The 12,505-nt window shown below is 53.3% G+C and carries 10 protein-coding genes and 1 pseudogene; 5 read left to right on the forward strand and 6 right to left on the reverse strand.

Going from position 1 to position 12,505, the window contains the following annotated elements; all coding sequences use genetic code 11:
• Positions 1 to 433 (reverse strand): hypothetical protein (locus KGZ93_02865; GenBank protein ID MBS3908563.1); only part of this gene is annotated, 433 nt, incomplete at its 3' end.
• Positions 434 to 1,060: 627 nt separating this feature from the next.
• Between KGZ93_02865 and KGZ93_02870 the strand changes: the two genes are divergently transcribed.
• On the forward strand, positions 1,061 to 1,288 hold the full coding sequence (locus KGZ93_02870) for a helix-turn-helix transcriptional regulator (protein MBS3908564.1): 228 nt from the start codon (positions 1,061 to 1,063) through the stop codon (positions 1,286 to 1,288).
• 46 nt (positions 1,289 to 1,334) lie between these two features.
• Here KGZ93_02870 and KGZ93_02875 read toward each other — a convergent pair whose 3' ends face one another.
• The 3 genes and pseudogenes from KGZ93_02875 to KGZ93_02885 form a co-directional block, all read right to left on the reverse strand.
• Entirely contained in the window at positions 1,335 to 1,559 is a 225-nt protein-coding gene (locus KGZ93_02875; GenBank protein ID MBS3908565.1) for a phosphoribosylformylglycinamidine synthase subunit PurQ, read from the reverse strand.
• A gap of 203 nt (positions 1,560 to 1,762) precedes the next feature.
• Positions 1,763 to 2,378: pseudogene (locus KGZ93_02880) on the reverse strand (nucleotidyl transferase AbiEii/AbiGii toxin family protein).
• Positions 2,375 to 3,181, reverse strand: a complete 807-nt coding sequence (locus tag KGZ93_02885) for a transcriptional regulator (GenBank protein ID MBS3908566.1) — start codon at positions 3,179 to 3,181, stop codon at positions 2,375 to 2,377. The pseudogene KGZ93_02880 and the gene KGZ93_02885 overlap by 4 nt, the downstream one beginning before the upstream one ends.
• Before the next feature lie 44 nt (positions 3,182 to 3,225).
• Here KGZ93_02885 and KGZ93_02890 point away from each other — a divergent pair, with 44 nt between their 5' ends.
• The 4 genes from KGZ93_02890 (at position 3,226) to KGZ93_02905 (ending at position 8,477) form a co-directional block, all read left to right on the forward strand.
• Positions 3,226 to 3,519 (forward strand): DUF3179 domain-containing protein, encoded by a 294-nt coding sequence (locus KGZ93_02890; GenBank protein MBS3908567.1) that lies wholly within the window; start codon positions 3,226 to 3,228, stop codon positions 3,517 to 3,519.
• Positions 3,520 to 4,312: 793 nt separating this feature from the next.
• On the forward strand, positions 4,313 to 5,722 hold the full coding sequence (locus tag KGZ93_02895; protein ID MBS3908568.1) for an extracellular solute-binding protein: 1,410 nt from the start codon (positions 4,313 to 4,315) through the stop codon (positions 5,720 to 5,722).
• 228 nt (positions 5,723 to 5,950) lie between these two features.
• Complete coding sequence (locus KGZ93_02900; GenBank protein MBS3908569.1) at positions 5,951 to 7,390, forward strand: iron ABC transporter permease; 1,440 nt, start codon at positions 5,951 to 5,953, stop codon at positions 7,388 to 7,390.
• 28 nt (positions 7,391 to 7,418) lie between these two features.
• Positions 7,419 to 8,477, forward strand: a complete 1,059-nt coding sequence (locus KGZ93_02905) for an ABC transporter ATP-binding protein (GenBank protein ID MBS3908570.1) — start codon at positions 7,419 to 7,421, stop codon at positions 8,475 to 8,477.
• A gap of 164 nt (positions 8,478 to 8,641) precedes the next feature.
• On the opposite strand, the gene purQ is transcribed toward KGZ93_02905, so the two are convergent.
• Together purQ and purL are read right to left on the reverse strand one after the other, a co-directional pair.
• The gene (gene purQ / locus KGZ93_02910; GenBank protein ID MBS3908571.1) at positions 8,642 to 9,436 is read right to left on the reverse strand and encodes a phosphoribosylformylglycinamidine synthase I; all 795 of its coding nucleotides are present in this window, start codon (positions 9,434 to 9,436) and stop codon (positions 8,642 to 8,644) included.
• Between the two features lie 5 nt (positions 9,437 to 9,441).
• The gene (purL, locus tag KGZ93_02915) at positions 9,442 to 12,417 is read right to left on the reverse strand and encodes a phosphoribosylformylglycinamidine synthase subunit PurL (protein MBS3908572.1); all 2,976 of its coding nucleotides are present in this window, start codon (positions 12,415 to 12,417) and stop codon (positions 9,442 to 9,444) included.
• Between the last annotated feature and the right edge of the window lie 88 nt (positions 12,418 to 12,505).

Consider the following 12,505-nt stretch of genomic DNA (forward strand, 5'->3'; position numbering starts at 1 on the left):
TTAATTCCTGGCGCCAAATCTCGATATCTTTGTTGGCTGCCTCTAATTGCTTTTGCGAAAGCTTCTTCGCGTTATTCTTCATGAAGGCAGAGCGCCCTTTAAGAGCAGGTGCATCATCGGCTTTAGCATAATTTAAACGATATTCTCTCTCGGTATGAAATACTGCTGAGACCTCTGCGCCAGAACTTTCTTGAGAGACAAGGGATATCTTCGTATCAAGTAGCTTCCAGTGCCTAAGATCCGTATCTTTTTTAAGATAATCGCCTAATTGTGCCTGCAGCTCTTTGACAACATCCGGGGCTAGACTTGCCTTTTGGTTACTAGACGTAGTGTTAGCGGCGGCAAAAGCAGCTATCATGGGTATACTAAAAAGCAATAGCATAATAACCAGCGCTGCTAGTATGCCTGTAGGTCTTCTCTTATAAGAAATCATATTTTGGACTCCTTCTACTAATCGTCACAGCATTACTTGATCAGAGTTTGGGATACCATCACCGAAATTCTCTTTTCACCTCACTCTCTTTTCCCTAGACTATATAGGATGACTTGATATCCCCCTTATCCTTAAACCGTCGAGAATATATATGTGGTTAAATAGCAGCTGCTCAATCGCATTATCTCGGTATATGAACAATGTAGTCGACTTTCATTGGAGTTGTTCTTATGTTCCCACCCAAAATACCATAGTGCTGTGGGCCTACGCGTACCGCCCTATCGCATGCAGTTCACATATATTGCCAACATTCGTTCTACGTTATCAGTATTGCTAACTACCTATAGGGTACTAGGCATGCTTTCGACGGGCAATAACCAAATATAACTAATAATAGCTATTGCGAGGAGGTGCTCTGTTTAATAACGCCAGGTCGCCACTGAGCCGGCTGGGCGGAGCTTTTTTGAACAGTCGGCGGTAATGCTAACTGTATGGCTTCGAAACAAGAACCAGCTGTCGATATCCAGTCAAACTGGATTGACAGGCTAGCTAGTCGTTGCTATAGTGTGTCGTAGTATCATGCTAACACATGTCTATAGTGTGGTTTTAAAGGTTGGAGGGTGAACGATGGAGCATCGAGTAACCGGCCGTGAGAGGCAGGTTCTAAGGCTTATCAGCCAAGGCCTCGCCAATAAAGAGATTGCGGCTCGCCTCAATCTAAGCAAACACACCATAGACAACCATTGCCGGAAGATCTTTCGAAAGCTCGATGTTGGCGATCGCTTCGCGGCGGTTGATGCCGCCAAAGATGAGGGAATCATTGCCGCCGACGGGCAAGGCGAACCAATCGTCTAGATTATGGTCAATCTTACCTATCCCCACCGCAACGCTTCGCGCCCGCCTACAGCTCTTTCATCACATAATCGACCGCGTTTTTGAATATCGCCAGGCCATCGCCCTCGTCCGCAAGCCGCTCACGCGTCCAGCGCGGGTGCTGGGTGCGCACGACATAGTTCTCGATACCGCGTATGAAGACGCAGTTCGAGAGCGGGTTGGCCTTGAGATGGACCCAGCGGTCCTCGAACTTGCCGGAGTCGTTGTGGGTTAGCGTGACGTCCTGGCGCATATACTCGCCGTCGAAACCGGGGGGAGTAGGAACTGGCCAATGACGCCGACTTGAGAACGCGGGCTCTGCGTGATCCGGTCGCTTCGGGTTCCGCCGAGGTCAAAGCGAGAACGGCGACGGCCGCATATCCCCGTTGCGCGATCCGAGGCCGCCTCTGCCCGGCACTTTGCTCGCCCGCGAGTTTCAAGGCCGCGACATTGTGGTCAAGACAATCCTTTGTGACGCCGCACATTGAGAGCCTTCCATTCGAGAAGCGGCTGGCCTTGTATGCGTCGCTGAAGGGATGCATCGCCGGTCAAAATCGTCGGGTCGATAGCCCCTCGGTCCAGCAGCAGATCCAAAAACGCCCGCTCGGAGTCCGTGAAGGGCAGGACCGCGGATAGACCTTCGCGGCATTCCCTTACAAGGCGCGCCCCGTATTCGGCTAACTCCGCTTGGACCTCGGCCGCATTGACGCGCAGCGTGGGAACCAACTGCTTGGCCAAGTCCAGCGTGTTCTTCAGGCATCCGCCTGACGGTGAAGCCCTCCCGAGCAAAGACCGCTTGAACAGCCTGCTCGACCTTAGGACGCTCGGCGAGCATGCCATCACGATCTTCGGCTCCCACGTAGTTCAGATCGATGTCGACGGAGAGCCGGGGCACATCGAAGATGAAAAGGTTCAGGGCCGTGCCGCCCTTGAGTACCAGCTTCTCTTTGAGAAATGGGTGACTTCGCAAGGCGTCCAGCAACCCAAGCAGGTGGGCGACCTTCTCGAGCACATCCGGTCTGAAACCCGTCGCTCCCGCTTCGGCAGCCAGCTTCTCGGGGGAGATTTTCATAGTACCTCCCCCCACACCCGTTCGAGCACTTCCTTGGGAACCACCAAGTTCCATTCCGACACGAGGCGACCGGATGTCCGCTTGGCGCGGTCCAGATAATGCGGTTGTCGCGGGAGCAGGTCGTGAAGCGCCTTGAGATGACGGTCCTCCACCATCAAAGTTTCACGGTGCTGGTCGAGAAAGAACCCCACCTTCGCCCCGGTGGTCGCATTTCCGAGCAGGAGCGCGTACTCCACGATCTTGTCGAGATCGAAGAATTCGACGGATTCCAGCGACCGCCAGATTTCCTCCCAGCTTCCCGAGAGGTCGGGACGATTCAGGACATCGACCAAGGTCCGTTCCAGACTCGTAACCCTCAGCTCCTGACCGGCGCGCTCCGCGGTCGAAACGCCGAAATGCTCCTTCCCCACACGGAGAAGAGCCTGGGGAAACTTCGTCCCCCGGAAAACATGGGAGCGGAACGTCAGGGGGCCGAGCGGGCGAGACGCCGAATAGGTGAAGTATTCCTGTACCGAGTAAGCCCTCCCGTGAAATTCAAGCGCCGTATGATGCGACAGGATCGCATCCACGGTCAGCTTCGCGGCTACGAGAAATGGGTCGACCGAAAACGAATCGGTGTCGGCTCCTGCCGGGATTACGGCATACAACCCGCGCCGCGCCCGGACGACCCGTCCGGCCTTCTGGTGGTACGCCAGGAGCGCCTCCTGCGCCCGCCCGCCGACTTCACCATGGGACGACAGATGCTTGGCCAACTCCCCTCCGGTGAAAACCGGGTGCTTTCGGAAAAACTCATCATGTTTCATCGTCGGCATCCTTGACTTAGTTTCGCGTTACCCATAGTAATATTATGGGTATTGAGTTCAAAAGTCAAGCGCTAAGCTTGGGTTTCTTGACTACCCAACAAGGGCAAGTTTCCGCGCAGTTCGGAGTGCCTGGAAAACCGGTAAACTCAAATCTGATTATATATGACCGCAAAAGCGATTCCTACCGGCCGCAAATTATGGGCCGGGCGATCACTGGACCCGCAAGGGGTATAGCTCTGGAGGAATTTCCCGTCGTGCGGATCACCTGGGAGAAGTGGAAAAGCGAACATCCGGACACGCTGGTTTTGTCCCGCGATACCGGTTTTTTCCGTAATTAGCACTACAGCGAAAGATCTATTCATAACTCTACCAACGCAAATCTTTCCATAGCTCTTTTCCGATGAGAAAGATACGCTATCATGTTCCGTTTGAGATGGTACATTATTTCATCAAGTGTCCTGCGATATATTCGCTTGTCCCCCGTTAGAGATGCTGCAACCAAACGTTTGGCCTGCGGCATAGTCAACGTCACCGTTTTTTTTAAACCGGATACGTAAAATCAAGGTGAAAAGGCGAGCCATCATCACGAACAGCATATGCCTGTGCCAAGCTTTGCAGGAACGGGTTTCGTAGTGTCCCATGCCCAAATGGCTTTTGCATTCTTCAAAGCACTGTTCAATTGGCCAACGCATGGTAGCCACGCGGTGCAACACTTCTACCGGGGTGTTACCAGGAGCATCGCAGAGCGAGTACTTGATCCTACCGTTGGCATAGCGACGGATATATAACCATACCGGCTCTCCTGCCACCACATAATTCCCATACTTGGTGGAGCTGGAACAAGAAACGCAGTAAACAAACTCTTAAAAGACCATTTCAGCCTAGAGAAGCACCTGGCGAGAACGTTAGCGGGCTTAAAGTCGCGAATAGCTACCATAATTACCGGTCTTACTATTGACTTCCCGGAGAAAAAGGCTATACTCTAAGTAATTGAGATTGCGTCTCGTTCTCATAGTGTTGACAATAATTATCAATGTCATTTCGATTATCCGAGGGGGTGATAACGATTTACAACTTGGAGGATGAATTTCTTAAACATTAATTCAAACAATTTAGAGAGGTGGAGAAAGAGTGAAGGCAGCATTGTTCGAAAGTAAGGGCAGCGTAAAAAAATTAATGGCGGTGTTGTTGGTTTTTGGTTTTATATTGGGTGCTTTCCCCATGGTTCCGGGGCAAGCTACAGCTGATGCCAAAGCAAACACTAAAGTGAGTATCGACGGAAAGACTGTAAAATTTGATGTAGCTCCCAGAGTAATTCGAGGCACCATGATGGTTCCCTTACGGGGTGCTACGGAAAACCTGGGCGGTAAAGCTACCTGGGATAAAAAGACCCGTACCATAACGGCGACCAAAGATAGCGTTGTATTAAAAATGACCGTTGGAAGCAAAGTTGCTTACATAAGTGGAAAGAAAACCGCTTTAACGGTTGCCCCTATAATAGTACGTGGCCACACCCTAGTACCCCTGCGTTTTATCAGTGAAGGTTTTGGTTATCAAGTACATTGGAGCGGCGCCACTAAAACCATGACCATTAGTAAAAAGGGCACCCCGGGGGGAGTAGTTAATATCTATACCTCCCGCCATTATGGAGTAGAACCGGTATTTGCCGAGTTCACTAAAGAAACGGGCATCAGAGTACGCTTCACCTCTGGTCCCGATGCTTTGTTGCGGGAGCGGATTAAGGCTGAAGGCAAAAACACCCCTGCTGACATTTATATGACCGTAGATGCCGGTAACCTTTGGTTAGCCGCTCAGGATGGTCTATTACAATCGGTTAACAGTTCAGTCCTTAAAAAGAATATCCCTGAAAACCTACGAGATGACAAAGACCGTTGGTTTGGTTTAACCAAGCGGGTTCGGACTATCATGTATAACCCTAAAAAAGTTAAAGCATCAGAGTTATCCACTTACGAAGATCTAGCTAATCCTGAGTGGAAGGGCAGGCTAATTTTGCGTCCAGGCACCCATGTTTATACCCAATCTTTAGTGGCAAATTTAATTGCTACTTACGGACCTGAAAGGGCTGAAAAGATCGTTAAAGGCTGGATGGCAAATGAACCAAAATTCATTGACAGTGACAGCCGTATCTTAGAGACCCTGGCAGCTGGTGGCGGAGATGTTGCTATCACTAACCACTATTACTTAGGTCGCTTGCTGGAAAAGGATCCTTCCTTCCCAATCAAAGTACTATGGGCTGAGCAAGACAGAAAAGGAGTTCATGCCAATATCAGTGGCGCCGGTGTGACAACCCATGCTGATAATAAGGAAAATGCCATCCGTTTATTAGAATGGTTAAGTGGTGCTAAGGGACAAAAATTATTTGCTGATACTAATCATGAGTATCCAACTAATCCTAAGCTTGCTCCCCATTCTATCATTGCAAAGTTTGGCGGTTTCAAAGAGGATAGTGTAGATAAAAGTGAGTTTGGTCGCCTACAAGCAGATGCTGTTAAATTATTAGAAAAAGTCGGCTATAAATAAAATTAGATGAGAATTTATACATCGGTAGTCAATAAATTTCTACCAGGGCTGGGGAGGCTACTAAGCCTCCCTGCCCTTCCCTTTCTGATTGCCGCTTTGATAATTGCACCCATTTTAGTTGTTACTTCCGCTCTTCTAACACCTACATGGGACATATGGCAACACCTTTGGGAAAATCTCTTACCTGAAATGGTACGCAATACAGCTCTGCTCTTAATAGGAGTAGGGGTGGGAACTTTTGTTATAGGCACTAGTATGGCATGGCTGGTGGTGGCGTATCGCTTCCCCGGCCAATCTGTATTTGAATGGTTGTTACTTTTACCTTTAGTAATTCCCACTTATATCATGGGCTTTATTTATATGTCCACTTTCGATTATGCCGGTCCGGTGCAGACCTTTTTGCGTCAGTGGCTGGGTAGCTCAGACTGGTTCCCGGAGATCCGCTCAGGGGCGGGAGCCGTTTTAGTGATGACCTTGGCCCTTTATCCCTATGTCTACATGTTGGCCAAAGCAGGATTTCAGGGGCTGTCCTCCACTGCTTACGAAGCGGCCCGGGTTGCGGGCTTTGGACTAGGTAAATTCTTTCTACGGATTGGCATCCCTCTTATTAGGCCTGCTATAGCCGGGGGGGTGTCCTTGGCGCTAATGGAGGCTTTGGCTGATTTTGCCACAGTGCGGTATTTCAACTTTCCTACCCTTTCAGAGGGAGTGATGAAGGTCTGGGTTGGCATGATGGATCTGGGAACGGCCCGGGAATTGGCGGGGTTATTGGCTATGGTGGCCTTGGCATTAATCTTGTTTGAACTGGCACTAAGGGGACGGTCGCGCTATTACCAGACGGGAGGTAAATCGCCGGGGATACCCCGAACCCAACTGGTTGGATGGCGAAAATGGGCGGCGACAGCTTTATGTACATTGGTGGTGGCTATGGCTTTTGGTCTACCCATAATACAACTGGTGTTGTGGGCATCGGAAGAAATTACCGCCATGCCTGAAGGAACCTTAGAGGTTTATATGGGCTTGATTTTAAATAGTCTCTTACTGGCCGGTTTGGCAGCCTTATTTGCCGTGATCGGCGCTTTAATAATGGCCAGCGGTGTGCGTATCGGTGGCGGAAAATTGGCTAAATTCCTGGCTCGGATATCCACCATAGGTTATGCGATGCCGGGGGCCGTCATTGCGGTAGGGATTATAATAACAGTAACCACTCTGGATCATGGGCTTAATCGCTTGCTGGAGAAATATTGGGATGCGGGTTTTGGGCTGTTGATAACCGGCTCAATCGCCGGGCTGGTCTATGGTTATGTGGTGCGCTATATGGCTGTTGCATATAACAGTATAGATGTGAGTATGGAGAAGTTGACCCCTAATCTTACCTTGGCTGCCCGGATTTTGCGGGCCGGTAAGTGGCGGATTATGTGGCGGATTCACTTGCCCTTGGCGGCACCTGGAATTTTCGCCGGGGCGGCCTTGGTTTTTGTGGACGTAATGAAGGAATTACCTATTACCGTTATGCTGCGACCCTTTGGATATGACACCCTGGCGGTTTGGGTCTGGCAAATGGCCGCGGAATCCATGTGGGCCAGTACTGCTATACCTGCCCTAACTATCGTGCTGGTGGGCTTGATACCAGTAATTTATCTGACACGGATCACAGCCGGTAAATAAGATGACTTACTTTTGTACAGGAGGATAGATGGTGGTTGTTGAGAATAATGGTACTCCACGGGTGGAATTACATAATGTATCACGGTTTTTCGGAGACGTTAAGGCCGTCAACAATGTTACATTCAGCATCAAGGAAGGGGAGTTCTTCTCCTTGCTTGGCCCCTCTGGGTGTGGTAAGACTACCACCCTTAGATTGATTGCGGGACTAGATCGTCCTGACGACGGGACCGTTACTATCGGTCAGGAAGTAGTGGCAAGGGGGCAGGTTTGGGTAGGGCCGGAGAAACGGGGTATTGGTGTAGTTTTTCAGGATTATGCTTTATTTCCCCATATGACGGTGGAACAAAACATAGCCTTCGGTTTAGATGGCCTATCTAAGGAAAAGGTTCGCAAAAAAATTGAGGAAATGTTGACAGTGGTGGGGTTGGTAGGTCTTGGAAAGCGTTATCCTCATGAGTTATCCGGCGGACAGTCTCAGAGGGTGGCGTTGGCCAGATCCCTTGCCCCGTTGCCCAAAGTAATCCTTTTGGATGAGCCCTTTTCCAATCTCGATGCCGACCTGCGGGAAGAATTGCGTAATGAAACAAGGCAAATTCTTAAGGAAAGAGGTGCGACCACCATTTTGGTCACCCATGACCAGGAAGAGGCTTTTTCCCTGTCGGATCGGGTGGGGGTACTTAATAATGGCGGATTGGAACAGATAGGCACCCCGGCGGAAATCTATCATCAGCCCAGTACTCGTTTTGTGGCCGATTTTGTGGGTAAAGCAGATTTCGTGGCTGGTTCGGTAGAGGGGGGAGTGGTAATCTCCGATATCGGGTCCTTTCCGCTAAACGGAGAACAACTAGCTGAAAACAAAGTCGTAGAGTTAATGATTCGACCGGATGACGTTGACTTCGTGGAGGATGTGGGCGGTAACGCTACCATCATGGAGGCTCGTTTTCTGGGGGCGTCCATACTGTATGTACTGCAGCTTAATAGCGGGAAGGTGCTTCATTCTCTTAAACCCTCCACTAAAGCTATTCCTACCGGAGCTAAGGTGCGGATTATGGTTGATGCGGCTCATATCGTACTTTTTACTTGTTAAGCGTACTACTGTAGGACAACCGGCGTTTTTCTAAGCCTAAATTTTTACCGGACAGTAGTGCGCATTACGTCTGATGCGAATAATTCTGCGACGATTGTAGCTTGAAAATAAAATCATCAAGCACCATAACCCAGTAGCTTGTCGCTGTAGCTAGCATGTAGCTCTTACAGCTCTCTTTGCACATAATCGACCGCGTTTTTGAATATCGCCAGGCCGTCCCCTTCGTCTGAGAGCCGCTCGCGGGTCCAGCGCGGGTGCTGGGTGCGCATGACATAGTTCTCGGGGTGCGGCATCATGCCGAAGACGCGCCCCGTCTCATCACAGATGCCGGCGATGTGCTCGACCGAGCCGTTGGGGTTGATTGGATAGCCGCCATGCGCGCCGTGCTCGTCGACATACTCGACGGCCACCTGCCCGTTTTGCCGCAGACGCGCGAGCGCCGCGTCGTCTTTGGGGATGAACTTGCCCTCACCGTGGCAGATAGGCACGTAGATGACCTTCTCGATACCGCGCGTGAAGACGCATTTCGATTGCGGGTTGGCCTTGAGATGGACCCAGCGGTCCTCGAACTTGCCGGAGTCGTTGTGGGTTAGCGTGACGTCCTGGCGCATGTAGTCGCCGTCGAAACCGGGAAGAATCCCGAGCTTGACCATCACCTGAAACCCGTTGCAGACGCCGAGAACGAGCTTGCCGTCCCCGACGAACTCCAGCAGGTCGTTCTTGAGCTTGTATTTTAGCTTATTCGCCAAGACCTTTCCCGAAGCGATATCGTCGCCGAACGAGAAGCCGCCCGGCAACATCAATATCTGGTAATCTTTGAGCTTCTTCCTGCCGTCGACGAGGTCGTTTATGTGGACGCGCTCGGCGTCGCCTCCCGCCAGCATAAACGCGTTCCGCGCGTCGCCATCGCGGTTGATGCCCGCCGCCAGAAGAACGAGTACTCTAGGTTTTTCACTCATTTGTATCACCACCTGAGAGGCGCTTGCCACGCCTCTTTTAGCTCGTCATTGCCTGCATCTATTAGGGTGGCGCCGTCCGCGCCCGTTATTGTTATCTTGCTGTCGCCGGTGACCTCCCCGACCGCCGTCGGCGCGTTGCCGGCTAGGGCCGCCTCAAAAGCCGCCCGGTTGTCTTGCGAAACCGTCACCACAAAGCGGCTGTTCGACTCGGAGAATAGCAGTACTTCATCGGGGAGCTCGCCTAAGGCCGGCGCCTGCGAGATATCGATGCGCATTCCCAGGCCGCCCGCGAACGCCGACTCGGCCGCCGCTGCGGCGATGCCGCCCTCGGAGCAATCGTGGCACGAAGCCACCAGCCCTTCCCGCATCGCGCTGTGGAGCGCCCGGTAGAGCGCGAGCGCGCTCGCGGTATCGACCGCGGGCACGTTTCGCCCTTTATGGCCGTTTAGCATATAGTAGTGCGAGCCGCCCAGTTCGTCCTTGGTTAATCCGAGCACGTAAACCACATCGCCGGGGGCTTTCGCGTCCATCGTGACCGCGCGCTCGACATCGGGGACGATGCCGATGGCCGAAATCAATAAGGTCGGCGGGATGGCGATGGTCTTATCCCCCAGTTTATATTCGTTGTGAAAGCTGTCTTTGCCCGATATGAACGGCGTCCCCAGGCCGACCGCAGTGTCGTAGCAGGCCTTATTCGCCCGCACCAGTTGCGCGAGCTTGTGGTCGCCATCGGGGTTGGTATCCGAAAGAATCGGGTTGCCCCAGCAGAAGTTATCTAAAATCGCCACCCGGTCGGGGTCGCCCCCCACCGCGACGATATTTCGAACCGCCTCGTCGATTGCGGAGGCCGCCATCGCGTAGGTGTCGATCTCGCCGTACTTGGGGTTGATGCCGTTGGCCACCGCGATGCCGCGCGTCGAGTCGATGCGCGGGCGGATGACAGCCGCGTCGGAGGGGCCGTCATTGGCGATACCGACCAGCGGCTTGACGACGCTACCGCCTTGAACCTCGTGGTCGTACTGGCGAATCACCCACTCCTTGGAGCAGACATTGTAGCTGCCCAGGATCTTTTTGAGCGCCCCGGTGAGCGAGGCGGAATCGCCGCCCTTGAGCGCCGGCTCGGCTTCGGCCTGCGGGCGCCATGCCGCGGTAAGTTGCAGGCCCGGCAGCCCCTCGTGGACGAATTCGCTGTTTAGATATAGAACGGTCTTGCCGTCGTATTTTACGTGGATTTTTCCCGAATCGGTAAAGGTGCCGATTACCGTCGCCTCGACATCACGGCGCTCGCACAACTTGAGAAACGCGTCGATATCCTCGGGCGGGACCGCCAGCGTCATCCGCTCTTGCGACTCGGAGACCCACAATTCCCAGGGATGAAGGCCCGCGTACTTGAGCGGCGCTTTCTCGAGGTCGACCTCGCAACCGCCGCTGAACTCGCTCATCTCGCCGACCGATGACGAGAGCCCGCCGGCCCCGTTGTCGGTAATCGCCCGGTAGAGCCCGAGTTCCCGCGCCTCTTTGAGCGCGTCCTGCATCTTGCGCTGGACGATTGGCGCGCCTATCTGCACCGCCGCCGATGAAGTCCCCTCGTCGAGCGCGACCGATGAGAAGGTCGCCCCGTGGATACCGTCCTTGCCGATGCGTCCGCCGACCATCACGATGAGGTCGCCCGGCTCGACATGTTTTTCGTGCGACGGCTTGCCGTTGATGACCTTCTTCATGAAGCCGCCGGTACCGCAATAGACCAGCGGGTTGTATACATATGCCTCATCGAAGAGGATAGCCCCGTTGACGGTGGGGATGCCGATTTTGTTACCGCCGTCTTCAACCCCCTTGCGCACGCCTTTGAAGATGCGCTTCGGGTGGAGGACGCTCGGCGGGAGCTTCTCGTACGGGAAGTCCGGCGGCCCGAAACAGAAGACGTCGGTGTTGAATATCAGCTCCGAGCCGATGCCGGTCCCCATCGGGTCGCGATTGACCCCGACGATACCGGTGATGGCGCCGCCGTACGGGTCGAGCGCCGACGGATGGTTGTGCGTCTCGACTTTAAAGACCATATTGTAATCGTCATCGAAGGTGACGACACCGGCGTTATCGACGAAGACCGAGACCAGCCAATCCTTTTTGGTGCGCGCTATCTCTTCGGTCGCCCGGCGAATGTATTGCTTGAAGAGGCTCGCGATGCGCTCGGTCGAGCCCTCCTCGGTGTATTCTATGTTGGCGTTGAATATCTTATGCTTGCAGTGCTCGCTCCAGGTCTGGGCGAGCATCTCGAGTTCGACATCGGTCGGGCGGGCGCTCAACCCGACGCGTTCGCGCTCGGCGGTCAATGCGTCGTCTTTGAAATAATCGCGAATGAGGCGCATCTCCTCGAGGTTGAGAGAGAGAACGCCTTGGCGGCTTATCTCGATGAGTTCCTCGTCGGAGACATCGAGGTCGACCTCGGCGACGACGGGTTTGAACTCCGCCGGTTGCGCGGGGCCCGCGACATACTCGGCGGTCGCCTGGATATCCGCGCCGGCACCCCAAATCTGGAAGTGCTCGATGAGCGAGTTTGCGAGCAACCCGAGACAGATGCGCCTGGCGTCGTCCTCGGTAAGGTTCCCGTTGAGTAAATAGAGCTTAGAGGTATGGACCGCTTCCCCTTCGGGATATTCTATTGATAGCAAGTCCTCGATTCCTTCGACCGCGGTCGCGCCGACGTTGTCGGTGACGCCGGGTTTGTAGCCGACTTCGATAGCGACCGTAAAGGGCTTGCCGGTGTTTTCGTTGATATGGTAGGTCTGGGTGATGGGGTCGGTAAGCAAATCCCGCGCGACCGCTTCCGCCTGCTCGCGTGAGAGGCGCGCGCTGATAGTATATACATCTATAGTCTGAACCGACTCGACGTCGATTCGCAAATCCTCGATTATCTGTTTCTTGACCGAGTTCCCGAGGGCATCGGTGATGCCGGGCTTAAGTGCGACTTCTACCCGCCACATTTAGCTACTGACACCTGCCTTTGCGGCCGCTCTCACGCCCGCTATGCATGCCGGCCGCATGCGTGCCGCAGGTGAACCCGCCGCCCGC

Source organism: Actinomycetota bacterium, assembly GCA_018333515.1.
GTDB lineage: Bacteria > Actinomycetota > Aquicultoria > Aquicultorales > Aquicultoraceae > Aquicultor.

Bases quoted from the DNA above. Each gene is read 5' to 3' on its own strand.
- KGZ93_02870 (MBS3908564.1), top strand. From the start codon at position 1,061: ATGGAGCATCGAGTAACCGGCCGTGAGAGGCAGGTTCTAAGGCTTATC.
- purQ (MBS3908571.1), bottom strand. From the start codon at position 9,436: ATGAGTGAAAAACCTAGAGTACTCGTTCTTCTGGCGGCGGGCATCAAC.
- KGZ93_02890 (MBS3908567.1), top strand. From the start codon at position 3,226: ATGGGTATTGAGTTCAAAAGTCAAGCGCTAAGCTTGGGTTTCTTGACT.
- KGZ93_02905 (MBS3908570.1), top strand. From the start codon at position 7,419: ATGGTGGTTGTTGAGAATAATGGTACTCCACGGGTGGAATTACATAAT.
- KGZ93_02875 (MBS3908565.1), bottom strand. From the start codon at position 1,559: ATGCGCCAGGACGTCACGCTAACCCACAACGACTCCGGCAAGTTCGAG.
- KGZ93_02885 (MBS3908566.1), bottom strand. From the start codon at position 3,181: ATGAAACATGATGAGTTTTTCCGAAAGCACCCGGTTTTCACCGGAGGG.
- purL (MBS3908572.1), bottom strand. From the start codon at position 12,417: ATGTGGCGGGTAGAAGTCGCACTTAAGCCCGGCATCACCGATGCCCTC.